This is a genomic window from Dyella japonica (assembly GCF_040545895.1).
GTDB classification, from domain to species: Bacteria; Pseudomonadota; Gammaproteobacteria; order Xanthomonadales; family Rhodanobacteraceae; genus Dyella; species Dyella japonica_D.
This window is the reverse complement of sequence record NZ_JBEPMU010000007.1, coordinates 112,201-136,737: the sequence shown is the minus strand read 5'-3', so window position 1 is coordinate 136,737 and position 24,537 is coordinate 112,201. Positions and strand designations below refer to the sequence as shown.

18 protein-coding genes are annotated in these 24,537 nt (G+C 65.3%); 14 read left to right on the top strand and 4 right to left on the bottom strand.

From position 1 onward, the window contains the following. Positions 1 to 3 precede the first annotated feature (3 nt). The 3 genes from ABIC75_RS21320 to ABIC75_RS21310 all read right to left on the bottom strand — a co-directional run bounded on the left by ABIC75_RS21320 (position 4) and on the right by ABIC75_RS21310 (position 5,155). On the bottom strand, positions 4 to 3,471 hold the full coding sequence (locus ABIC75_RS21320) for a methylmalonyl-CoA mutase family protein (RefSeq protein ID WP_354015907.1): 3,468 nt from the start codon (positions 3,469 to 3,471) through the stop codon (positions 4 to 6). Positions 3,472 to 3,605: 134 nt separating this feature from the next. Further along, entirely contained in the window at positions 3,606 to 4,541 is a 936-nt protein-coding gene (locus ABIC75_RS21315; RefSeq protein ID WP_354015906.1) for an alpha/beta hydrolase, read from the bottom strand. Beyond that, complete coding sequence (locus ABIC75_RS21310; RefSeq protein WP_354015905.1) at positions 4,538 to 5,155, bottom strand: TetR/AcrR family transcriptional regulator; 618 nt, start codon at positions 5,153 to 5,155, stop codon at positions 4,538 to 4,540. The genes ABIC75_RS21315 and ABIC75_RS21310 overlap by 4 nt, the downstream gene beginning before the upstream one ends. A 177-nt stretch (positions 5,156 to 5,332) precedes the next feature. Here ABIC75_RS21310 and ABIC75_RS21305 point away from each other — a divergent pair, with 177 nt between their 5' ends. Together ABIC75_RS21305 and ABIC75_RS21300 are read left to right on the top strand one after the other, a co-directional pair. Further along, on the top strand, positions 5,333 to 5,659 hold the full coding sequence (locus ABIC75_RS21305; protein ID WP_354015904.1) for a YXWGXW repeat-containing protein: 327 nt from the start codon (positions 5,333 to 5,335) through the stop codon (positions 5,657 to 5,659). A 238-nt stretch (positions 5,660 to 5,897) separates the two neighbouring features. After that, on the top strand, positions 5,898 to 6,257 hold the full coding sequence (locus tag ABIC75_RS21300) for a YXWGXW repeat-containing protein (protein ID WP_354015903.1): 360 nt from the start codon (positions 5,898 to 5,900) through the stop codon (positions 6,255 to 6,257). A 69-nt stretch (positions 6,258 to 6,326) separates the two neighbouring features. On the opposite strand, the gene ABIC75_RS21295 is transcribed toward ABIC75_RS21300, so the two are convergent. After that, positions 6,327 to 7,067: an AraC family transcriptional regulator gene (locus tag ABIC75_RS21295; protein WP_354015902.1), complete on the bottom strand. Its 741-nt coding sequence runs from the start codon at positions 7,065 to 7,067 to the stop codon at positions 6,327 to 6,329. Between the two features lie 146 nt (positions 7,068 to 7,213). On the opposite strand from ABIC75_RS21295, the gene ABIC75_RS21290 reads away from it, so the two are divergent. From ABIC75_RS21290 to ABIC75_RS21235, 12 genes are all read left to right on the top strand, one after another. Beyond that, positions 7,214 to 8,155 (top strand): 4-hydroxyproline epimerase, encoded by a 942-nt coding sequence (locus ABIC75_RS21290; protein ID WP_354015901.1) that lies wholly within the window; start codon positions 7,214 to 7,216, stop codon positions 8,153 to 8,155. Then, positions 8,152 to 9,261 (top strand): NAD(P)/FAD-dependent oxidoreductase, encoded by a 1,110-nt coding sequence (locus tag ABIC75_RS21285; RefSeq protein WP_354015900.1) that lies wholly within the window; start codon positions 8,152 to 8,154, stop codon positions 9,259 to 9,261. Before ABIC75_RS21290 ends, ABIC75_RS21285 begins: the two co-directional genes overlap by 4 nt. Continuing rightward, complete coding sequence (locus ABIC75_RS21280) at positions 9,258 to 9,503, top strand: (2Fe-2S)-binding protein (protein WP_354015899.1); 246 nt, start codon at positions 9,258 to 9,260, stop codon at positions 9,501 to 9,503. The genes ABIC75_RS21285 and ABIC75_RS21280 overlap by 4 nt, the downstream gene beginning before the upstream one ends. Next, positions 9,496 to 10,782 carry an FAD/NAD(P)-binding oxidoreductase gene (locus ABIC75_RS21275; RefSeq protein ID WP_354015898.1) on the top strand — a complete coding sequence of 429 codons (1,287 nt, stop codon included), beginning with the start codon at positions 9,496 to 9,498 and terminating at the stop codon, positions 10,780 to 10,782. Before ABIC75_RS21280 ends, ABIC75_RS21275 begins: the two co-directional genes overlap by 8 nt. Positions 10,783 to 10,784: 2 nt before the next feature. Continuing rightward, positions 10,785 to 11,690, top strand: coding sequence for a dihydrodipicolinate synthase family protein (locus ABIC75_RS21270; RefSeq protein WP_354015897.1), 906 nt, complete (start codon positions 10,785 to 10,787; stop codon positions 11,688 to 11,690). Position 11,691: 1 nt separating this feature from the next. Continuing rightward, the gene (locus ABIC75_RS21265; protein ID WP_354015896.1) at positions 11,692 to 13,275 is read left to right on the top strand and encodes an aldehyde dehydrogenase (NADP(+)); all 1,584 of its coding nucleotides are present in this window, start codon (positions 11,692 to 11,694) and stop codon (positions 13,273 to 13,275) included. Continuing rightward, positions 13,272 to 14,480 carry a M24 family metallopeptidase gene (locus tag ABIC75_RS21260; RefSeq protein ID WP_354015895.1) on the top strand — a complete coding sequence of 403 codons (1,209 nt, stop codon included), beginning with the start codon at positions 13,272 to 13,274 and terminating at the stop codon, positions 14,478 to 14,480. Before ABIC75_RS21265 ends, ABIC75_RS21260 begins: the two co-directional genes overlap by 4 nt. A gap of 79 nt (positions 14,481 to 14,559) precedes the next feature. After that, the gene (locus ABIC75_RS21255) at positions 14,560 to 16,314 is read left to right on the top strand and encodes a DUF885 domain-containing protein (protein ID WP_354015894.1); all 1,755 of its coding nucleotides are present in this window, start codon (positions 14,560 to 14,562) and stop codon (positions 16,312 to 16,314) included. Between the two features lie 115 nt (positions 16,315 to 16,429). Beyond that, positions 16,430 to 17,833, top strand: coding sequence for an amino acid permease (locus tag ABIC75_RS21250; protein WP_354015893.1), 1,404 nt, complete (start codon positions 16,430 to 16,432; stop codon positions 17,831 to 17,833). 222 nt (positions 17,834 to 18,055) lie between these two features. Further along, positions 18,056 to 20,017: a glycoside hydrolase family 127 protein gene (locus tag ABIC75_RS21245; protein WP_354015892.1), complete on the top strand. Its 1,962-nt coding sequence runs from the start codon at positions 18,056 to 18,058 to the stop codon at positions 20,015 to 20,017. A 182-nt stretch (positions 20,018 to 20,199) separates the two neighbouring features. Next, positions 20,200 to 23,097 carry a TonB-dependent receptor gene (locus tag ABIC75_RS21240; RefSeq protein WP_436407964.1) on the top strand — a complete coding sequence of 966 codons (2,898 nt, stop codon included), beginning with the start codon at positions 20,200 to 20,202 and terminating at the stop codon, positions 23,095 to 23,097. A gap of 245 nt (positions 23,098 to 23,342) precedes the next feature. Further along, on the top strand, positions 23,343 to 24,446 hold the full coding sequence (locus tag ABIC75_RS21235; RefSeq protein WP_354015891.1) for a Glu/Leu/Phe/Val dehydrogenase dimerization domain-containing protein: 1,104 nt from the start codon (positions 23,343 to 23,345) through the stop codon (positions 24,444 to 24,446). The last annotated feature ends 91 nt before the right edge of the window (positions 24,447 to 24,537 follow it).

Sequence of the window (24,537 nt, the reverse complement as noted above, 5' to 3'; positions counted from 1 at the left end):
CGCTTACATATTGCGACGATACTCGCCGCCCACGTCGTACAAGGCGTGGCTGATCTGCCCAAGCGAGTTGTACTTCACCGCTTCCATCAGCTGCTCGAAGACATTCTTGCGATCGCGCGCCGTGTTCTGCAGCGTCTTAAGGCTTTCCGGCGCCAGGGCGTTGCGGGCCTTGCCGAAGGCAAGCACGTTTTCGATCTGCTGACCCTTCTCGCCTTCGGTGGAGCGGATGAGTTCGATCTCGGTGGCGATCTCGCCGCCGTGGTCCTTCGGCAGGAAGGTGTTCACGCCGATCAGCGGCAGGCTGCCGTCGTGCTTCTTCTGCTCGTAGTACATCGACTCTTCCTGGATCTTGCCGCGCTGGTACATCGTGTCCATCGCGCCAAGCACGCCGCCGCGCTCGCTGATCGCCTCGAACTCCTTGTACACGGCTTCTTCGACGATGTCGGTCAGCGCGTCCACGATGTGGCTGCCCTGCCAGGGATTCTCGTTGAAGTTGAGGCCCAGTTCCTTGTTGATGATCATCTGGATCGCCACCGCGCGACGCACGCTTTCCTCGGTCGGCGTGGTGATGGCTTCGTCGTACGCATTGGTGTGCAGGCTGTTGCAGTTGTCGAACAGCGCGTACAGCGCCTGCAGCGTGGTGCGGATGTCGTTGAACTGGATTTCCTGCGCGTGCAGCGAACGGCCGGAGGTCTGGATGTGGTACTTCATCATCTGGCTGCGCGCGCTGGCGCCGTAGCGTTCGCGCATGGCGCGCGCCCAGATGCGGCGGGCGACGCGGCCGATCACGGTGTATTCCGGGTCCATGCCGTTGGAGAAGAAGAACGACAAGTTCGGCGCGAAATCGTCGATGCTCATGCCGCGCGCGAGGTAGTACTCCACGATGGTGAAGCCGTTGCTCAGCGTAAAGGCGAGCTGGCTGATCGGGTTCGCGCCCGCCTCGGCGATGTGATAGCCGGAGATCGACACCGAGTAGAAGTTGCGCACCTTGTGGTCGACGAAGTACTGCTGGATGTCGCCCATCATGCGCAGCGCAAATTCGGTGGAGAAGATGCAGGTGTTCTGCGCCTGGTCTTCCTTGAGGATGTCCGCCTGCACGGTGCCGCGCACGGTCTGCAGGGTTTCTTCCTTGATGCGCGCGTAGGTTTCCGCGTCCACCAGTTGGTCGCCGGTGATGCCAAGCAGGCCGAGACCGAGGCCTTCGTTGCCCTTCGGCAGATCGCCCGAATATTGCGGGCGACCGTTCGGGAACATCGAGGCGATCTTCTTCTCTGCTGCAGCCCAGCGCGCCGGATCTTCCTTCAGATGCTTCTCGATGTTCTGGTCGATGGCAGTGTTCATGAACATCGCGAGGATGATCGGCGCCGGACCGTTGATGGTCATCGACACGGAACTGCTCGGCGCGCTCAGGTCGAAGCCGGAATACAGCTTCTTCATATCGTCCAGCGTGGCGATGTTCACGCCGGAGTTGCCGATCTTGCCGTAGATGTCCGGGCGCGGTGCCGGGTCTTCGCCGTACAGCGTGACCGAGTCGAACGCGGTGGACAGACGCGTGGCTGCGCCGCCCTGGCTCAGGTAATGGAAGCGGCGATTGGTGCGCTCCGGCGTGCCCTCGCCCGCGAACATGCGGGTGGGATCTTCGCCGGTGCGGCGATACGGATACACGCCACCGGTGTATGGATAGTGGCCGGGCAGGTTCTCGCGCATCAGGAAGCGCAGCAGGTCGCCCCAGTCCTTGGTCTTGGGCGGCGCCACCTTCGGGATCTTTTGATGGCTCAGCGATTCGCGGTAGTTCTCCACGCGGATCACCTTGTCGCGCACCTTGTACTCGTTGACCTCGTCGGTCACCGACTTGTAGCGCTTGGGCCAGTCGTGCAGCAGGTGGATCGCTTCGTGGCTGAGTTCCTTGATGGCCGCGTTGTAGCGCTGGCGCAGCGTGAGCAGCGTGCGGTCGGCGCCTTCCTCGTGCAGCGCCTCGGATTCGTAGCGCGCCAGTTCACGCGGCAGGTGCGCGTCGCCCAGTTCCTTCAGCGATTCGTAGTAGTGCTGCACCTTGCTGGCGAATTCGGCTTCGCGCTCGATTTCCTTGTTGATGCCACGGCCTTGCTCGGCGATCTCCGCGAGATAGCGCACGCGTGCGCCCGGGATCAACACGGTGGCGCGCGGTTCCTTCAGCGTGGTGTCGAGGTTGGGCGTCCATTTCTCGGCGGGCAGGCTGAGCTTTTCGCGCAGCAGACGGCACAGGTTGCTGAACATCCAGGTGACGCCCGGATCGTTGAACTGGCTGGCGATCGACGGATACACCGGCACCTGCTCGTCGGTGAGCGTGAAAGCGGTGCGGTTGCGCTTCCACTGTTTGCGCACGTCGCGCAGCGCATCTTCCGCCCCGCGCTTGTCGAACTTGTTGAGCACGATCAGCTCGGCGAAGTCGAGCATGTCGATCTTTTCGAGCTGGCTGGCCGCGCCGTAGTCGCTGGTCATCACGTAGGTGGGGAAATCCACCAGGTCGACGATTTCCGAATCGCTCTGGCCAATGCCGGCCGTTTCGACAATGACGAGGTCGTACGGCTGCGCCTTGAGGAAATCGATGCAGTCACGCAACACCGCGCTGGTGGCGGCGTGCTGGCGACGCGTGGCCATGGAGCGCATGTAGACGCGATGGCTGCGCAAAGAGTTCATGCGGATGCGGTCGCCCAGCAGTGCACCGCCACTGCGGCGACGCGTGGGGTCCACCGCAAGCACGGCGATGCGCATCTCGGGGAACGCGTGCAGGAAACGCAGCAGCAGTTCGTCCACCACCGAGGATTTACCCGCGCCGCCGGTGCCAGTGACGCCGAGCACGGGCGTCTGCTTGCCGGCCATCTTCCATTGCTTGCGCAGATGCTCAAGCTCGGCTTCGCCCAGCTCGCCTTCTTCGATGGCAGAGAGCACGTGGCCCACGGCAATCTCGTTGCTGATGTCCACCATCGGCGTGACCGGCGAAGACTGTTCGTCTTTCGCACGCTTCACCGCCGCGGCGCGCGTGCGATGCATCACGTCCTCGATCATCTCGGTGAGGCCGAGCTTCATGCCGTCGTTGGGGTGATAGATGCGCTCGACGCCGTACGCCTGCAGCTCGCGGATTTCTTCCGGCGTGATGGTGCCGCCGCCACCGCCGAATACGCGGATGTGCGAGGCATGGTGTTCCTTCAACATGTCGACCATGTACTTGAAGTACTCGACATGGCCGCCCTGGTAGGACGACAGCGCGATGGCATCGGCGTCTTCCTGCAAGGCCGCGCGCACCACGTCTTCCACGGAACGGTTATGACCGAGGTGGATCACCTCCGCACCCTGCGACTGGATGATGCGGCGCATGATGTTGATGGCTGCGTCGTGGCCGTCGAAGAGGCTGGCGGCGGTGACGAAACGCAACGGGCGGGTCTCCGCATGGGCGGCGCTGGCGGAAACGTGCTGGGCGGGGGAACTCATGGGGACTCCGGGGACTGCGGTGCGTCGGACTCCCGATTTTAGTGGATGGTTGCGTTTGGAACATGTTGCGGCGCGGGGAATTTCCTCAGCGGGTCGCTGTTGGCGCCATCGCCATACATCCCTCGCCCCGGCGATCAAGCCAGCCCAAACGGCAAATTCGGCGACGACACCACACGTTCGCCGACGTTCTCGCCGCGCAGGAAGGCCAGCGATGCGTCGATCACTTCCGGCGCGTCGAGCACACGGTGGTGGCCCAGCCCTTGGGTGGTGAACAGACGCGCGCCGTGCCAATGCCTGGCGTAGCGCTCGCCCTCGGCCCATGGCACGTCGTGGTCGTCCATGTCGTGCACGATCAGAGCAGGCTGTCCCAGCGATGCCAGGTGGCGATGCACCTGCAGGTCGTGGATGTTGATGCCGGTCATGGCTTCCAGGTTGTCGTGCAGGCGACCGCGCAGGTGCTCGCCCAGGCGCACGAATTGCGTGAAGCGATGCGTGGCCGCCACCGGATCGGCTGCTGGCGCGATGAGGATGAGTTTCTGAGCGTGCCAGTCCTCGCCTTGTGCCAGCGCGGCGGCAGCGCCGCCCAGCGAGTGCGCGATGGTGAGTGCGGCGTTGCCGAAGTGGCTCCCGACGTGGCGCACCGTCTCGATGAAATCGGGCAGCGTGCAATGACGCCCGCCGCTGTTGCCGTGGCCGGGCTGGTCGAACGTCACCAGGGCGTAACCCATCTCGCGCAACGGCTTGATCCACGGCAGGTAACGCAAACCGAAACTGGACCAGCCGTGCACGAGCAGCACATACGGCTGGCGCGCGGGATCGCCCCAGGTGTAGGTGGCGATGCGATGGCCGTTGATCTCCAGTTCGCCGCGCTGCATCTCCTCATCCGGCTGAGCGGCCTGCGCACGCGCGCGACTGCTGGCAAACGGCGTGATGAAGATGCGCAGCGCGCGCTCCACCGCACGGGCGGGCGCAATGCGGCTGCCCAGCGCGAAACCGGCACGCACCACGCCCAGCTTGATGGCGCCGGGTCCGCGATGATGTTTGGCAACGGGTGTCGTTTGACGGGTCATGGCGCAGCCCTCCGCTGCGGGCTATAGCTGGTGACGAGACGCTCGAAGCCTGCCAGCGTGTGCCGGCGCGCTTCGTCGAAACCGAACAGGGCCGCGTCGTGGTGCAGGCCCAGCATGAGTGCGTAGATTTCAAAGGCGAGCTGTGACGCGTCGGTGTCGTCGCGCAGTTCGCCGTTTTCCACGGCGTGGCCGATGGCGCGGCACATTTCCTGGCGCCAGCCTGCCTGCTGCTTGATCACCACATCGCGCAACGCACCTTGGCGACCGTCGTATTCGCTGGCGGCGGTGAGCAGCACGCAGCCGCTCTGGTATTCGTTGGCCCATGCCACCCAGTTCGTGACGATGGCCCGCACGCGCGACAAGCCGCGCGGCAGTTTCAGCGCAGGCCATTTCACGCGCTGAAGGAAACGCAGCTGCCCTGTTTCGAGCACCGCCAGCTGCAGCTCTTCGCGCGAACCGAAATGGGCGAACAGGCCGCTCTTTGACATGCCGACATCCTGTGCGAGCGCGCCGATGGAAAGGCCTTCCAACCCGTCCCGGCGCGCCATGTCATAGGCGTGATCAAGGATGAGTTCGCGTGTGGCGGCGCGTTTGCCGAGGGTTGCCGTGGTCATGCCAGGTAAAATAGCACGACCGTTCGTTCTTTTATCGTCAAGAAAACTGAACGGATAATCGCCACAAGCCCGCGCGAACCTGAACGAGTCAGCCCCCGGCGGTCAACAAGGCAAGGAAATACGCCGTTCTCCGACACGAGGCCGCGGGGTGCGGCCGACAACCAAGGAGACGTCACCATGCTGAGCATTACCCGCAAACTCGCCCTGCTCGCTGTTCTTGGCATCGCAAGCGCGGGCGCCATGAGCTATGCCCCGACCGCATCGGCCGGTGTGGATGTCTCCATCGGCATTGGCGTCGCGCCGCCGGCGCCGCGTTACGAGGCCGTGCCGCCGCCGCGCGCGGGCTATGTGTGGGCCCCGGGTTACTGGCGCTGGGACGGCGGTCGCCACGTATGGGTCGGCGGCACCTGGGTACGTTCCCGTCCGGGTTACGTCTACCACCAGTCGCGCTGGGAACATGCGCGTGACGGCTGGCGCTTCCATCAGGGTTATTGGGGCCGCTGATTCCGCAGCTCCCTGCGGCATGGCGGGCGGCGCAAGGGTGCCGCCCGCTCCCGCGGAGCCAGCCGCATCAAGCATCTATGCAAGGGGACCGGGCGCGCATCGCACCTGGCTTGGCAGGCAACCGCAAGCACTTGCCGTCAAAGAAAAATATTGCCGCTCGCAAGAAAGGTGACGCTCAGCCAGCCGCGTCATTGTCCCGCGCCGCACCTTCCTTCATCCAACAGAGGCCATCTCATCCATGTCGATGTCTACGTCGATTCGTCTCGCTGCGCTTGCCGCCGTCACCATGCTCGCCAGTGGCTGCGTGGTGGAGCAGCCCGCTCCCCGCCGCCACCCTGTTGTCGTGGAGCAACCGGCGCCGGGATACGTTGAAGTGATTGCCCCGCAGGCACCGCCGACCGTGCTGGTGGAAGAAGAACCCGCGCCCCGCCCAGGCTACGTCTGGGCGCGAGGTTATTGGCACTGGAACGGCCGCAAGTACGTGGCCATGCACGGCCATTGGGAACCGGTGCGTCCCGGCTATCACTATGTGCACCCGTACTATGTGCAGCGCGGCGATGGCTGGCATCTCAATGTGGGTGTGTGGGTCGCCGGCTAAACCGCGCGTCTACCGCACGTTTCATCCAAGGCCCCGCCGGCGCAACCAGCGGGGCTTTTTTGTTGGGCATCAGGCCGTGAGTGATGCGACGGTATCGCGGCGCTCGCGCCCAGGCGCTGTGGCGATGGCGCGGTAATCGCGCGGCGTCATGCCCACCGTGCTCTTGAACTGTCGCGCAAACGCACTTTGATCGGCGAAGCCGCAGGCTAGCCCGATCGAGGCCATGCTTTCGTTCCCCTGCAACAGCCGCATGGCCGCCTCGATGCGCAGCTTGGTCTGCACCTGCTGCGGCGTCAGCTGAAACACGCGACGGAAATGTCGCTCGAGCTGCGCCACCGAAAGGTCTGCCAGTTCGGCCAGCGTCGCCACGCGGACGCCTTCGGCGTAGTGCTCCTGCAGATAGGCCAGCACGCGACGCAAGCGCACATAGGTGGGATGGCGACCATCCGGTTTGCCGAGATCACGCGAGATGCCCACGATGCCTCGTACCGCATCGCGCATGCGCAAGGGGCGCTTGCAGGTCAGGCACCAGCCCGGTTCGCGGTTGGGGAAAATATGCACTTCCAACTGATTCTCGATCACCTCACCCGCCAGCACGCGATGATCCTGCGTGGCGTAGGAACCGCCCAACGCCATCGGAAACAGTTCCGTGACGTCGTGCCCGATCACGTCCGCGCGGCGCTTGAGTCCCAGCCGACGCACCAGCGTGAGATTGGCGTGCGTATAGCGGCCGTTGCTGTCCTTCACGAAGAACACGACATCAGGCAACGCATCGAACAACGCCTCCAGATCATCGGCTGAAATCTTCATCTCGAACGACACTCCCTGCGCCGCGCCAGTCCTTGCTGCGGTTGCAGCATAAGGCGATGACGCGACTTTGCATTGTGCTGATTTCCGCATCGGCGGGCGGCAAGCATTTCTAGACCGTCACGCTCGCCCGGGGCGAGCATAGGCCCATGCATACCATAGACGTGATCGACTCACACACCGGCGGCGAACCCACTCGCGTGGTGATCGCCGGCTTCCCCGATCTCGGCGGCGGCTCGCTGATGGAGCAGCGCGAACGCTTTCGCCGCGACTTCGACCGCTGGCGCAGCGCCATCGCCTGCGAGCCGCGCGGATCGAGCACGGTGGTCGGCGCGCTGCTGCTGCCGCCGCAGTCGGAAGGCGCGTGCACCAGCGTGATCTTCTTCAACAACGTTTCCTATCTCGGCATGTGCGGCCACGGCACCATCGGCGTGGTGCGCACCCTGCAGCACATGGGGCGCATCGGCCCGGGCAGGCACCGCATCGACACGCCGGTGGGCACGGTGGGCGCGCTGCTGCACGAGGACGGCCGCGTCACCATCGACAACGTGGAGAGCTACCGGCACGCGAGCAACGTGAGCGTCGACGTGCCGGGCTACGGCACCGTCACCGGCGACGTGGCGTGGGGCGGCAACTGGTTCTTCATCACCAACGACACGCCGCTGCCGCTGGAGATCCACCACCAGCGCGCACTCACCACCTATACCGAAGCCATCCGCTGCGCGCTCGAAGCGCAAGGCATCACCGGCGCCGATGGCGGCGAGATCGATCACATCGAAGTCAACACGAAGTCGCCGGTCGCCGGACTGGACGGCCGGAACTTCGTGTTGTGCCCCGGCCTGGCCTACGACCGTTCGCCCTGCGGCACGGGCACCAGCGCCAAGCTCGCCTGCCTGGCTGCCGACGGCAAGCTGGCGCCGGGCGATACGTGGAGACAGGAAAGCATCCTGGGCAGCGTGTTCGAGGGGCGCTACACACCGGCCACGCGCGGCGTGCTGCCGCAGATCACCGGCACGGCCTATGTAGTCGCGCGAAGCACGCTGCTGTTCGACGAGGAAGACGCCTTCACGTGGGGTAGCGGCGCGGAATGAATGCCACCGCCACGTTCGATCTCATCGTGATCGGTGCCGGCATCATCGGCGCCAGCTGTGCCGATGCGGCCAGCGCCGAGGGCATGCGCGTGGCCATCGTCGAGCCCGGCCCCATCGGCGGCGGCGCCACAGCGGCAGCGATGGGACATCTGGTGGCAATGGACGACGATCCGGCTGAACTCGCCCTCGCGCGCTATTCGCTGCACCACTGGGAAGCGTTTGCCGAATTGAAGGAAGCGGAATTCAGCCGCTGCGGTACGTTGTGGGTGGCACGCAACGACGACGAACTGAGCGCTGCATCGGCGCGCGCGACACGATTGCAAGCTGCGGGCATCGACGCACGCCTTGTCGATGCCGCCACGCTCTACGCACTCGAACCGGCGCTGGCGCCCGGATTCGCAGGCGGCATGCTGGTGCCGCAGGAAGCCGTTGTCTATCCGCCGCGCATCGCCAACTATCTGGTGCGTCGCGCCGTGGCGCGCGGTGCACGGCTGTATGCCGGACAGCGCGTGCGTGCGTTGCTCAGCGGTGGCGCCCTGCTGGACGATGCGACGCGACTGTCGGGCCCCGTGTTGGTGGCCACCGGCGTCGCAGTAACCAGCCTATTGCCCATGCTGCCAATGCGCGAGCGCAAGGGGCATCTGGTCATCACTGATCGTTATCCCGGCCTCGTGCGTCACCAATTGCTGGAACTGGGCTACGCCGACAGCGCGCATGGGGATGCGGACAGCAGCGTGGCCTTCAACGTGCAGCCGCGTCCCACGGGGCAGATCCTCATCGGCTCCTCGCGCGAATTCAGTGCCACCGACGCCGCGGTGTCGCCATCGATGGTGCAGCGCATGCTCGCGCGCAGCTTCGCCTTCGTGCCCGCGCTGCAATCGCTGCAAGCCTTGCGCATCTGGACCGGCTTTCGTCCCACCACACCGGATGGACGTCCGTATCTCGGCGCGGTTCCCGGCGCCGTCGACCAATGGGTTGCCGCCGGCCACGAGGGCCTCGGCGTCACCACGGCCCTGGGCAGTGCGCGCCTGATGATCGATCTGATCCAGGGTCGACAGCCGGCCATCGATCCCATGCCCTATGCGCCACAGAGGATGGCGGCATGAATGCACGCACGCGACTCAGCGTGAACGGTCAGGCCGTGGATGTGCCCAGCGGTGCGAGCGTGGCCGCGGCCATCGCGACCATCGCCACGCGCTTTCGCCGCTCCGTGAACTGTGAGCCGCGGGCGCCGCTGTGCGGCATGGGCGTGTGCTTCGAGTGCCGCGTACGCATCGATGGCGTGGCGCAACTGCGCGCCTGCATGACGCCCGTCCGCGAAGGTATGCAGGTGATCACCGATGAATAAGCGCTACGACGTGCTTGTCGCCGGCGCCGGCCCCGCTGGCCTTGCCGCTGCTCGCACGGCGGCCGCGAACGGTGCGCGCGTGGGCCTGATCGATGCGCAGCCGCAACCCGGTGGACAGGTATGGCGACACGACGTGCGCGCTGCGCCACACCGCGCCGAACGCAAGGCCATCGCGTCGCTGCGTCATGTCGATGTACTCACGCAACACAGCATCGTCACGGTGGAATCATCCTCGCTGCGTGTGGAAACGCCCGATGGAACGCAGCTGTTGTCGTACGGTTCGCTGATCATCGCAACCGGCGCACGCGAATTGCTGCTGCCCTTCCCCGGCTGGACGCTTCCCGGTGTCACCGGTGCAGGCGGATTGCAGGCGTTGACCAAGCAGGGCTGGCCGGTGGCGGGCAAGCGCGTGATCGTCGCCGGCAGCGGTCCGCTGCTGCTTGCGTCTGCTGCCACGCTGCGCAAGCACGGTGCGAAGATCGTCGGCATCTACGAACAAGCCTCGGCCGATGCCGTGCGCGCGTTCGCCATGCAATTGCGCCATTGGCCTGCACGCACTGCCCAGGCCGCGGCATTGCGTTTGCGCCTGGCAGGCGTGCCTTATCACTTCGGCTCATTCGCCTGCGAAGCACATGGCGAGGAGCACGTGCGCGCCGTGGACATCGAAACGCCGCACGGTCGTCAAAGCATTGATTGCGATCTGCTGGCCGTAGGTTACGGACTCGTGCCCAACACCGAACTCGCGCAACAACTCGGCTGCTCGCTGGACTATCGCGGCGTGCACCCATTCGTGCACGTGGACCCACTGCTGCGCACCAGCGCGAGTGCAGTCTATGCCGCCGGCGAATCCTGCGGTGTGGGTGGCCTGGCGGTGGCGCAGATCGAGGGTGCGATGGCGGGCCACATGGCCACCGGCCAGACGTCCGCCGCACAGGCCTTGCTGCCCCGGCGCGATTGCGAACGCCGTTTCGGCGACCTGCTCGCCCGGCATTTCGCGCTCGATCCACGCCTGCGCACGCTAGCCGACGCAAGCACCACCGTCTGCCGCTGCGAAGACGTCACCCTCGGCGCACTCGACGACTTCGCCGATGCACGCGCCGCCAAGCTCGCCACGCGTTGCGGCATGGGTGCGTGCCAGGGGCGCATCTGCGGCACGGCGCTGGCGGAACTGGGTCGCTTTCCACGCAACGGCGCGCGGCCGCCGCTCTTTCCTGCACGCCTGGCCACCTTGGCCGGGCTGGCTTCTTTTCCTTCTGATGATGCATATCGAGGTAGCTGATCATGAGCAACGCTTCCATCTGGCGCGGCGTCATTCCCGCCATCACCACGCCGTTCACCGCCGATGGCCAGGTCGACCACGACTTCCTCGCCAAGCATGCGCGCAGCATGATCGACAGCGGCTGCACGGGCATCGTCCCGCTGGGTTCGCTGGGTGAAGCGGCCACGCTTACCTTCGATGAAAAACTCGCGATCATCCGCACGCTGGTGAAAGCGCTCGACGGTCGCGCGCCGGTGATCCCAGGCATCGCCGCACTCTCCACCGATGAAGCCGTGCGCCTGGCGCGCGAGGCGAAGGCGCTAGGCGCCTCGGGCCTGATGGTGTTGCCGCCATACGTGTACTCCACCGACTGGCGCGAAATGGGCGCGCACTTGCGCGCGGTGATCACCGCCACCGACCTGCCGTGCATGCTCTACAACAACCCGATTGCCTACAAGACGGATTTCTCGCCCGAACAGATCGCCGAACTCGCCCACGCCTACCCCAACGTGCAGGCGGTGAAGGAGTCCTCGGGCGATGTGCGCCGCTTCGCCGCGCTGCGTTCCCTGCTGGGCACGCGCCTTGAATTGCTGGTGGGCATGGACGACGCCATCGTCGAAGGCGTGGCGATGGGCGCGCGCGGGTGGATCGCCGGCCTGGTCAACGCCTACCCGAAGGAATCGGTGAAGCTGTTCGAGCTGGCGCGCGACGGCGGTGCGGATGCCGCGGCCGAACTCTATGCCTGGTTCCTTCCGCTGCTGCGTTTGGACACCGTGCCCAAGTTCGTCCAGCTGATCAAGCTGGTGCAGGAGAAGGTGAACATGGGCAACGAACGCGTTCGCGCGCCGCGCATGGTGATGGAAGGCGCCGAGCGTGATGCGGCGCTTCGCGTAATCGATCACGCCATCGCGCATGCGCCGGTGATCTGAGATGACCACGCAGCCGCTGTTGATTGGGGGCGAATGGCGCGAAGCACGCGAACTGCTCGGCGCCTTTCGCGCGGAAGATCCCACCACGGGCGCTCCCATCGGCCCGGCATTCCCTCTCTGTGGCGCGGCGGATGTGGAGGCCGCGCTGCAGGCCGCAGCGGCCGTGGCGGACGAACTCGCCGCCGGGCCGCCCGAACGTATCGCCGCTTTTCTCGATGCCTATGCCGCAGGCATCGAGGCCGACGCGGAAGCCCTCGTGGATGTGGCCCACGCAGAAACGGCGCTGCCCAAACAGCCTCGCCTCGCCAACGTGGAGTTGCCGCGCACCACCAACCAACTGCGCCTTGCCGCCAAGGCCGTGCGCAGCTATGCGTGGACGCAGCCGGTAATCGATACGGCGGCCGGCTTGCGCACGCATCGCGCGCCCTTGTCGAAACCGGTGCTGGTGTTCGGACCGAACAACTTTCCGTTCGCCTTCAATGCCATCGCCGGCAGCGATTTCGCCTCGGCCATTGCCGCGCGCAATCCGGTGATCGCCAAGGCGCATCCGTCACATCCCGCCACCAGCGAACGCCTCGCCCGCATCGCCTTCGCGGCGCTGGAGCAGTCGGGCCTGCCGCTGGCGGCCGTGCAATTGCTCTATCACTTCGACTACGGCGTGGGCGCGCGGCTCGCGGGCGATGCCCGTCTGGGTGCCATCGGCTTCACCGGCAGTCGCGCAGGTGGCCTTGCGCTGAAGGCCGCCGCCGATGCTGCGGGCGTTCCGGCCTATGTGGAACTTTCCAGCGTGAATCCGGTGTTCCTGTTGCCCGGCGCGCTCGCCGAACGTGGCGAGGCATTGGCGCAGGAATTCTTCACCTCGTGCACCATGGGCAGCGGGCAGTTCTGCACCAATCCCGGTGTGGTGATCGTGCCGCGGGACGCGGCAGGCGATGCATTCGTATCCGCGGCGAGGGCGCATTTCGCGGCCGCCGCGCCCAGCGTGCTGTTTTCGCGCGGCGTGCTGGATCATCTGCAAGCAGGCGTGGCCACCCTGCGTTCCGCAGGCGCGGAAGTGCTCGCGGGCGGCACCACCGGCGAGCACGGCTATCGCTACGCACCCACGCTGCTCAGCGTGAGTGCCGAGACGTTCCTGCAACAGCCCAAATTGCAGACCGAAGCCTTCGGCCCAGTGAGCCTTCTGGTGCGCGTACGCGACGTGTCGCAGATGGCGCAGGTGGCGTCGTCGTTCGAAGGCAACCTCACCGGCACGCTCTACAGCGCCAACGATGGTCGCGATGCAGAGGCATGGTCGACGGTGGCACATGCCCTGCGCCCGCGCGTGGGACGACTGATCGGCAACCGCATGCCCACGGGCGTGGCGGTGAGTCCAGCGATGAACCACGGCGGCCCGTATCCAAGCACAGGCCATCCCGGCTTCACCGCCGTGGGCATGCCGGCAGCCATCACGCGTTTCACCGCGCTGCATTGCTACGACAACGTGCCGGAACAGCAGTTGCCGACTGAACTGCGCGATCGCAATCCCGGCGGCGTCACGCGTTGCGTGGATGGCGTGTGGCGCAACGACGATCTCGGATCGGCATGATGACGGCGACGCAGATCGGCGGTCTCGACATCGCACAGGCCCGCGCCACGCTCGCGCCCTGGCAGGACACCGCAGCACCCATTGGCGCCGAGGAGTACCAGCAGCGTCTGGAACAAGCACGCGCGCTGATGCACGCGCAGGGTATCGATGCCTTGCTGATCACCGCGGGCACGTCGCTGCGTTATTTCAGTGGCGTGCCGTGGAACGCGAGCGAACGCCTGGTCGGCATGCTGCTCACCGCACGCGGTGCGCCCATCGTCATCTGCCCTGCCTTCGAGGTGGGCTCGCTCGAACGCGTGCTGCGCATTCCGGCCGATGTGCGGCTGTGGGAAGAACACGACGATCCGCAACAGCTCGTTGCCGATGCGCTGCGCGAGCGCGCCGCTGGCAGCCTGGCGCTCGATCCGGCGGCGGCCTACGTCATCGCCGAACGGCTGCGTGCCGTGCTCGGCGGCAAGCCGTTGTCCGATGCCAGCGCCATCGTCGATGGCTGCCGCATGTGCAAGTCGTCGAGCGAACTGGCACTGATGAAGCAAGCCACGGCGATGACCTTGCAGGTGCACCGCCTCGCTGCCGGTTTGATGCGCGAAGGCATCAGCCGAACGGAACTTGTGCGCTTCATCGACGAGGCGCACCGCGCGCTCGGTGCCGACAACGGGTCGACCTTCTGCATCGTGCAGTTCGGCCAGGCCACGGCGTATCCGCATGGCGTGCCCGGCGAGCAATACCTGCAGCAAGACGAACTGGTGCTGATCGATACCGGATGCACCGTGCAGGGTTACCACTCCGACATCACGCGCACTTACATTTTTGGACGTCCGAACGCCGAACAGGCGCGCATCTGGGACCTGGAACAGGCCGCGCAACGCGCCGCCTTCGACGCCATACGCCCAGGCGCAAGCTGTGAATCGGTGGATGCCGCTGCGCGAGCCGTGGTGGAGAAGGCGGGGCTCGGCCCCGATTACCGCCTTCCGGGCATCCCGCATCGCACCGGCCATGGCTGCGGCATGAGCATTCACGAGTCGCCGTATCTCGTGCGCGGCGACCGCACCGCGCTGCAGCCGGGCATGTGCGCCAGCAACGAGCCGATGATCGTGTTGCCGGACCGCTTTGGCGTGCGTCTGGAAGACCATTTCTACGTCACCGACGACGGCGCGACCTGGTTCACGCCGCCCTCGCCCGCCATCGATCAACCCTTCGCATGAATCTCGCCGCCGGCCGCCGCAGCGCATGGCACCTCCGTACTCGCCAAGTACCACCACGCGACATCACAAGGACCGCGTCATGAAGAGTTTCCTCCTCGCCCTCGCCTGCACGACCTGCGTGGCCACGGCATGGCCCGCCCGTGCCGATGGCGATGCCACTGCGCGGTTCCACGAGATCTACACGAAGGAATGGGCGTGGCGACAAGCGCAGCTCAAGGGCGCGGACGACGAGGACAGTCACAACAAGTCGCTGGCCGATCACCTGCCCAAGGTCGATGCCGGCATCCAGGCCATGCGCGAGACATACTGGGCCGACGTGCTCAAGCAGCTCGACGCCGTGTCGCCCAGCCAGTTGCAGGGCGATGATCCGGTCAACTACGCGATCTATCGCAACCAGATCGAAGTGCTGCTCGCGGACGAGCGCTTCCACACCTGGGAAATGCCCTTCAACAGCGATACGGCGTTCTGGACCAACCTGGGCTTCACCGCGCGCCGCACCTTGCGCAGCGAGGAAGACTACCGCCACTACATCCGCCAGCTGCAGGACATTCCGCGTTACTTCGACGAGCAGACGGCCAACATGCGTGCAGGCCTGGCTCGCGGTTTCAGCGTGCCGCGCGTGACCTTGACGGGACGCGACCAATCCATCGCCAACGTGGCCGATGCCAAGGGCGACGACAACCTGTTCTACACACCGTTCCGCAAGATGCCATCGACCATTCCAGCCGACGTGCAGGCGCAATTGCGCGCCCAGGGCCGCGACGCGATCCGGCAATCGGTGATTCCCGCCTACGCCAAGCTGCTGGACTTCATACGCAACACCTACATGAAGCAGGCGCGCACCACGCTCGCTGCCGAGGCCATGCCGGACGGCAAGGCGTTCTACCAGTCGCAGATACGCCAATTCACCACGCTGGACATGACGCCCGATGCCATCCACGCGTTGGGGCTGAAAGAAGTGGCGCGCATCCGCGGCGAGATGGACGAGACCATACGCGACAGCGGCTTCAACGGCAGCTTCCCCGAATTTCTGCACTACCTGCGCACCGATCCGAAGTTCTATCCGAAGACGCCCGATGAATTGCTCAAGGACGCGGCGTGGATCGCCAAGCGGGTGGACGGCAAGATCGGCAACTACATCGGCCGCCTGCCGCGCGACCGTTTCGCCATCGAACCGGTCTCGCCTGATCTGGCGCCGTTCTACACCGCCGGTCGCGGCGGGCCGGGCGTCTACCTCGTGAACACCTATGACCTGCCCTCGCGCCCGCTCTACTCGCTCACCGCGCTGACGTTGCACGAATCGGCGCCCGGCCATGCCTTCCAGATGCCGCTCGCCGCCGAACACGAAGGGCTGCCGGATTTCCGTCGTTACACGTACATCTCCGCCTATGGCGAAGGCTGGGCGCTCTATTCCGAGCGCCTGGGCGTGGAGATGGACATGTACGACACGCCATACGACCGCTTCGGCTATCTCAGCTACCAGATGTGGCGTGCCTGCCGTCTCGTGGTGGACACCGGCATTCATCACAAGGGCTGGACGCGCGAACAGGCGCAAGCCTATATGCGCGACAACACGGCGCTGAGCGAGCACGAGATCGAGACGGAAGTGGATCGCTATATCGCTTGGCCCGCACAGGCACTCTCGTACTACCTGGGCGAGCTGGCCATCGTCGATGCGCGGACGAAGGCCGAGAAGGCATTGGGCGCGCGCTTCGACCTGCGCGCATTCCACGACACCGTGTTGTCGCTCGGCTCGGTGCCGCTGCCGGTGCTGCCGCAGGAAGTGGACAAGTTCATCGCCGGTGGCGGCAAATCGCCGTACGCCAAGCAGTAATGCGGGACACTTTCAGCAACAGGAAACATCGACAAGAAAAACGCGGGAACGGTCGGTGCGCCTATCGCGCAACGTTCCCGCCACGATTCGAAGCACGCAGCATGGGGAGAAACCGATGGGTCTGATCAACGACATGCTGCGGCGCAAGTCCGTGGATGCACTGCAGGGCGAAGCCGCCAAGGGTGGCAGCGGCCTGCGTCGCGTGCTGGGGCTGTGGCAACTCACGGCGATCGGATTGGGCGGCATCATCGGCGTGGGCATCTTCGTGCTCACCGGCACGGTGGCAGCGACGCAGGCGGGGCCGGCCGTGCTGGTGTCCTTCATCATCGCGGGCATCGCCAGCGCGGCGGCGGCACTGTGCTACGCCGAGTTCGCGGGGCTCATTCCCGTTTCGGGCAGCGCGTACACCTACGGCTATGCCGTGCTCGGCGAATTCGCGGGCTGGATCATCGGCTGGGATCTGCTGCTGGAGTACGCACTCATCGCCGCCGTGGTCGCGGTGGGCTGGTCGGGTTATGCGCAAGCGCTGCTCGACGCGGCCGGCATCCCGTTGCCGGTGTGGGCGCGAGGCGCGTGGGGCACGGCGCCCGGTTGCGTGGTGAACCTGCCGGCCATTCTCATATCGCTGGGCATCACGGCCCTGCTTGCGGTGCGCATGGAATGGGGTGCGCGCTTCAACACGCTGATCGTGTCGATCAAGATCGCTGGCGCGGCGCTGATCGTGATCGCCGGCGCGGCTTATGTGAAACCCGAGCGCTGGCATCCGTTCATGCCGTTCGGCATGCATGGCGTGGTGACCGGCGCCGCCGTGGTGTTCTTCGCCGTGTTCGGCTACGACATGCTGACCACGGCGGCCGAGGAATCGCGCAACCCTCAGCGCGACCTGCCTCGCGCGGTGCTGCTGTCGCTGGGCATCGCCATGGTGCTCTACATCGCCATCTGTCTCGTGCTCACCGGCATCGTGCCCTACACCACGCTGGACAACGCTGCGCCGGTGGCTGGTGCATTCATCCGCATCGGCCTGCCGTGGGCGATGGTGGTGATCTCGCTGGCCTCGGTGTGCGGCATCACCAGCGTGATCTTCGCCAACCTGATGGCTGGTGCGCGCATCGGTTTCAGCCTGGGTCGCGATGGCCTGCTGCCCGGCTGGTTCGCCGGCGTGCATCCGCGCTGGCGCACGCCGCATCGCTCGACCCTGTTGCTGGGCGGCGTCACCACCGTGGCTGCAGGGCTGTTTCCATTGGATGAACTGGCCAAGCTGGTGAACATCGGCGTGCTCGGCGCCTTCATCGTCATCTGCACCGCCGTGGCGGTGCTGCGCTGGCGTCAGCCAGAGCTGCATCGGCCGTTCCGCACGCCGCTGGTGCCGTTGGTGCCGCTGATCGGCGTGGGCTTCTCGTGCTGGTTGATCTGGGGTCTGCCGACGATCACCTATCTGCGCTTCATCGCGTGGCTGTTGATCGGATGCGTGCTGTACCTCACCTACGGGCGTCACAACAGCCGCCTGGCGAGGGCATGAAACGTTTGCACCACTTTGTTGTAGGAAGCATGCACGCGCCATGTGCGCTTACGACGATGTCCAAATCGCCCTCGCACCACTATGCAGAATTCCGCATGCGATACCCGCAAATGACACAAGACGACCTGCCCGTGTGACGGCAGGATGAAACAGCGCTTCGGGGGACGCGCATCATAGGCATCGCCATTGGCATGGCATGCTCCAACCGGTCGGGGAGACCAGATGTCTGAAGGCGTCGATCACCGCAGACGATTCCTCAAGCGCGCCGCGACTGCATTGGCGTCGCTGTCGGTATTGCCCAAGGCCATGGCCCTGGCACCCGATGTCGCCGACACCGCCACGCCCGCTGCCGCTGCATCAGGCGCGGGCACGCGCGAACAGCCCGTGCGCCGCATGCAAGCGTTCGGGCTGGGCCAGGTGCGCTTGCTGGACAGCGATTTCTCGCGCGCCGCGGCCATCAACCAGCGCTACCTGCACACGCTACCCGTCGATCGCCTCGCGCACAGTTTCCGCGTCCAGGCCGGCATCGCCTCCTCCGCGCAGGCATTCGGCGGCTGGGAAAAACCCGATTGCGAACTGCGCGGGCATTTCACTGGCGGCCACTACCTCTCCGCCGTCGCGCTCACCTATGCCACCACCGGCGACGTGCAGCTCAAACAGCGCGGCGATGAACTGGTCGCGGCGCTTGCCGCCTGCCAGCAGCCGAACGGTTACCTCAGCGCGTTTCCTCCCAGCTTCTTCGACCGGCTGAGCAATGGCGAAAAAGTGTGGGCGCCGTTCTACACCGTCCACAAGATCCTCGCCGGCATGCTCGATATGTATGAGCACACCGGAAACGCGCAGGCGCTGCAGGTGGCCATCGGCATCGGCAACTGGACGGTGCGCTGGCTCAACGGGTTCTCCGATGCGCAGATGGCGCACATCCTGAAAACCGAATACGGCGGCATGAACGACGGGCTCTACGAGCTCTACGCCATCACCGGCAACGAACGCTATCGCGAGGCCGCGCATCGCTTCGATCAGCCTTCGCTGTTCGAACCGCTGGCGGCGCATCGCGATGAACTGCAAGGGCTACACAGCAGCACGCAGATACCCAAGGTGATCGGCGCGGCACGGCGCTACGAGCTGACCGGCGAGCCGCGCTACCGTCGCATCGCGGAGTTCTTCTGGGAAACCGTTACGCGCAACCGTAGCTACGCCACGGGCGGATCGAGCAACGACGAGTTCTGGAACACGCCACCCAGCGATCTCAAGGGCCAGCTCGGCCTGTACAGCGCCGAGTGCTGCGTGGCCTACAACCTGATGAAGCTCACGCGCCATGTGTATGCGTGGAATGGCGATCCGCGCGCATTCGACTACTACGAACGCACGCTTTACAACGCGCGCCTGGGCACCCAGGACGGCGACGGCATGAAGTTGTACTACTACCCGCTGCAACCCGGCGCGGCCAAGTTCTACAACTCGCCCACCGATTCGTTCTGGTGCTGCACGGGCTCGGGCGCGGAGGAGTTCGCGCGCTTCAACGACAGCATCTATTTCCGCGACGACAACGACCTCTACGTCAACCTGTTCATTCCCTCCGAACTGGATTGGCCCGAGCACAAACTGCGACTTCGCCAGGACACCGCCTTCCCGCGCGAGCCGGTCACACGGCTGCGTTTCACGCTTGCCGCGCCGGCGACGTTCGCGCTCAACCTTCGCGTTCCCGGCTGGATCGCGCCGGGCGCGCACGTGCGTGTGAATGGCGAAGCGCTCGATGTGTTCGCCTCGCCCGGCAGCTACCTCACGCTCAAGCGCGAGTGGCGCGATGGCGACCGCGTCGAGATGGACCTTTCCATGCGCCTGACCTACGAAACCTTGCCGGGCGATGACGGATTGCAGGCTGCGCTTTATGGGCCGCTGGTGCTGGCCGCGCGATTGGGCGACAAGGGCCTGACACACGACATGCAGTACTGCGGCTACGATGCAGCGCCCAAGCCCGAACCCAAGCCATGGCCCGCGCCGCGCGTAACAGTGGACCGCAGCGGTGACATGTCCTGGTTGAACGTGGCGTCGGCGCAGGACCTGCGCTTCGAAGCACACACGCACGACGGCAAGCTCGCCGTGGTGCCGCTCAATCAAATTCACGGCGAGCGCTACTCCGTGTACTGGCAATCGGAAACCGGCGCGATCGGCAGCGGCTGAGAACGCCAACCTGCCCGCCGCCGCTGTGGCGGGCAGCGATGGAGCACACCGGCCCGCGCGCGCCGGCGTCTCCCACAACGGCAGGCGAATCGGTTGGGCATCGCCCGACACGGGTTCGCTTGGCCCGAAGAACGTGCTCCCGGACTACCGCCCCCAGCTGATGACGTCATGCGAGGAACGCCATGCATCCCACCTACGCCCCACCCGCCAAACATCGTCTTTGTCGATCCCTGTCCGCTGCCATGATCGTGGCCGCAAGCGCTACTTGCCTTGTGCTGCTCCCCCAGGCGGCGCGAGCGCAGGAAGCCGCGTCACCATCCGATGGCGCCGTGCCAAGCACCGACAAGGCCAGGACGCTCGAGGGCGTCACCGTCACCGGTTCGCGTATCCGACGCGTCGACGTGGAAACAGCCAATCCTGTCGTCACCGTCGATCGCACGCAGATCGCCGCCAGCGGCAAGGCCACACTGGGCGACATCGTGCAGGAACTGCCTTCGATTGCAGGCAACGCCACCAATGCCAACACCAACAACGGCGGCGGCACCGGCGCGGCGACGATTTCGCTGCGCGGCATGGGCGACAAGCGCACGCTGATTCTCGTCAACGGCGTGCGCCTGGCCTACAACGACGTCAACAGCATCCCCGCCAACATGATCGATCGCGTGGAAGTGCTGAGCGACGGCGCGTCGGCCATCTACGGTTCCGATGCCATCGGCGGCGTGGTGAATTTCATCCTGCGCGACAAGTTCGACGGCGTGCAGCTATCCGGCGATTTCGGCGAGAGCAGCCACAGCGATGGCTTCCGCCGCCACGTCTCGCTCACCGCGGGCCATACCGGGCAGCGCGGCAGCATCGTGGCGGGCATCGACCACCAGAGTCTCGATGCGGTCTCGGCCAGCGCACGCGCGTTTTCGCACGACGCCCTCAACCTCTCCAATGGACAGGTGATCGTAAGCGGCTCCTCCGCCACGCCGGCGGGATCGATCACCTTGCCGCGTTCGGTCGCCGGACGGATCGGCTGCGGCTCGCGGGTATCGCTCAATCCCGGCGTGGGCGGCACTACTTCGCTCAACGACTATCACTGCTACACCAATGCGGATACCTACAACTATCAGGGCGACAACATCCTGCAGACGCCGCAGCAGCGCGACAGTGTGTTCGTGCTGGGCAAGTACAAGCTGACCGATGCCGTCGAGGCCTATGCCAACCTGTACTACACGAAGACGGAGTCCGATTCGCAGATCGCGCCGGTGCCGGTGTTCGCCAACGGCGACAACTTCATGGTCTCCGCGCGGAGCTACTACAACCCGTTCGGCGTGAACTTTGGCACCGATCGCGTCACCGGCGACAGCTACGGCGACTTCAACACGCGCTTCACCACGCTGGGTTATCGCACCTACACCTACAAGACCTACAACCTGCAATTCACGCCGGGGCTACGCGGCAACTTCGGCGACAGTTCGTGGCAATGGGATGCCAACCTCAACTACGGCAAGGTGAGGCAGAAGTCGGTCAACAACGGCTTCCTCGACTACGCGGCCCTGCAACAGGGCGTGGGCCCGTCGTTCCTCGACGGCAACACCGGCAAGGTGACCTGCGGCACGCCGGGCAACCCCATCGCCAATTGCACGCCGATCAATATCTTCAACGTCAACGACCCCACCACCATCGCCGCGCTGCGCAACATCCAGCGCAATCCCACGGCCACCAACGACTACATCGTCAAGCAGTTCGAGGCGAACGCGAACGGCAATCTGTTCGCGCTTCCGGCGGGCGAAGTGAGCCTTGCCACGGGCGTGTCATATCGCAAGGAGAGCACGACGTCCTGGGCCGATCCCCTGGCGGTGGGCGATGCCAACGGCCTGTGCGGCGTGGTGGAGTTCTGCACCACGGTGCTCTCGGGCAGCTTCAACGTGAAGGAAGCCTATGCCGAAGCGCTGCTGCCTTTGCTCGCGGACAAGCCATGGGCGCAGGCGCTGAACATCACCATCGGCTCGCGCTATTCCGACTACAGCACGGCGGGCAGCAACACCAGCAGCAAGCTGGCGCTGGAATGGCGCCCGATACAGAACCTGCTGCTGCGCGGCACCGTATCGCAGGTATTTCGTGCGCCGAACATCAACGAGCTGTATTCGGGCATCGCCAACGACACGCCGACCGTCAACGATCCCTGCAACTTCTACACGGGCGGCCACGCCTCGGCCTGCGCCAACGTGCCCACCGACGGCAGCTACCAGCAGGCCAACCCGCAGATTGCCGCCAAGACGTCGGGCGCCGTCGCCGCCGGTTCGCAGCTCAAGCCGGAACAGGGCAAGTCGTTCGACTACGGCGTGGTGTACGACCCGCAATGGCTGCCGGGGCTGTCGCTGAGCGCAGACCTGTGGCGCATCAACCTCAACGACACCATCACCGCCATCTCCGCGCAGACGGTGCTCAACCAGTGCTATGCGAATGCGGGCAGCCCGTTCTGCGGATTCATCCATCGCTTCGACACCGGCAACATCAATTACGTGGCCGAGCCAACGGTGAACCTGGGCGCGCTGTCCACCAAGGGCGTGGACGGCACCGTGGCCTACCGCTTCGACGAAACCCGCTTCGGCCGCTTTGCGGCGAGGCTCGATGCCACCTACGTCGCCCGCTACGACGTGAACCCCGATCCGGCAGACCCGACCGCGGTGACCATCCACAACGCCGGCAAATACACTTACGCCTACGGCAATTTCCCACGCTGGCGCGGCCTGGCCACGCTGAACTGGACGCACGGGCCGTGGAGCGCGAGCTGGCGCATCCGCTACATCGGCCGCACTCAGGTGGGCAGTGAAGATGCGGAACAGCAATTGTCTGCGGATCTGTCGATACCGGCCGTCGTACGCAAGGTGGGCGCCTATGCGTACCACAATGTGCAGGCGGGCTATGACATCGCCGCCTGGCACACGCGGCTGGACCTGGGCATCGACAACCTCGGCGACAAGCAACCGCCGCTGCTGTACCAGAACAATGTGACGAACTCGAATACGGACGTAGCGACTTACGACGTGATGGGCCGTTACTACTGGCTGCGCGCCACGCTGACGTTCTGAGCCCGTCGGCGCACGGGGATGGCCTATTTATCCCCGTACGCCAACGACTTGCGGCGTCGCAGCAACCGTTCCGCCGGGGACGTACTAAACTATCGGACTAAATTCACCGCCCCGACCACTCGTCGGGGTTTTGACTTTAAGGCTTTTGTTAGTACGCCCTGGCGGGGCCGCACTGGATCGAACCCCGCCTCCATCCTGTGGATGTCCGTCCCCGCGGCATCGCCAAATGTGGAGTCACCGTTCCAATGATTTTCGAAACCATCGCCAAAACGGGTCACGAAGAAGTCGTCTTCTGCCATAACAAGGACGCCGGCCTGAAGGCCATCATCGCGATCCACAACACGGTGCTGGGCCCTGCCCTCGGCGGCCTGCGCATGTGGCCGTACAAGAGCGAGCAGGACGCGGTGAACGACGTGCTGCGTCTTTCCCGCGGCATGACCTACAAGAACGCCGTGGCCGGCCTGAACCTGGGCGGTGGCAAGGCGGTGATCATCGGCGATCCGAGCAAGGACAAGTCCGAGGCGCTGTTCCGCGCGTTCGGCCGCTTCGTCAACTCGCTCAATGGTCGCTACATCACGGCCGAAGACGTCGGCATCGACGTCAACGACATGGAATACGTGTTCCGTGAAACCGAATACGTGACCGGCGTGCACCAGGTGCATGGCGGTTCGGGCGACCCGTCGCCGTTCACCGCATTCGGCACGCTGCAGGGCCTGATGGCCGCGCTGCAGGTCCGTCACGGCAACGAAGACGTGGGCAAGTACAGCTACGCCGTGCAGGGTTGCGGCCACGTGGGCAGCGAGTTCATCAAGCTGCTGCGCGAACAGGGCGCCAAGGTGTTCGTCACCGACATCAACAAGGATGCCGTGCAGCGCTGCGTGGACGAGCTGGGCTGCGAAGCCGTGGGCCTGGACGAGATCTACGACGTCGACGCCGACGTGTACTCGCCGTGCGCGCTGGGCGGCACGCTCAACGAGCAGACGATTGATCGCATCAAGGCCAAGATCATCTGCGGCGCGGCCAACAACCAGCTGGCCACCGACGCCATCGGCGACGAGTTGCAGCGTCGAGGCGTGCTCTACGCTCCCGACTACGCCGTGAACGCCGGTGGCGTGATGAACGTGTCGCTGGAAATCGACGGTTACAACCGCGAGCGCGCGATGCGCATGATGCGCACCATCTACTACAACCTGGGCCGCATCTTCGAGATCTCCAAGACCGAAGGCGTGCCGACCTACAAGGCGGCCGATCGCCTGGCTGAAGAGCGCATCGAAGCCATCGGCAAGATCAAGCTGCCGAGCATGGGCCACCACGGCCCGCGCTTCGCTGGCCGCATGCGCGGTCAGTAAGCAACCTTGTTCGTTCGACGAAAACGCCGGCCCTGGGCCGGCGTTTTCTTTTGCGGATGCCGCCATAACGAAGCCGTGCGTACCGACGGGA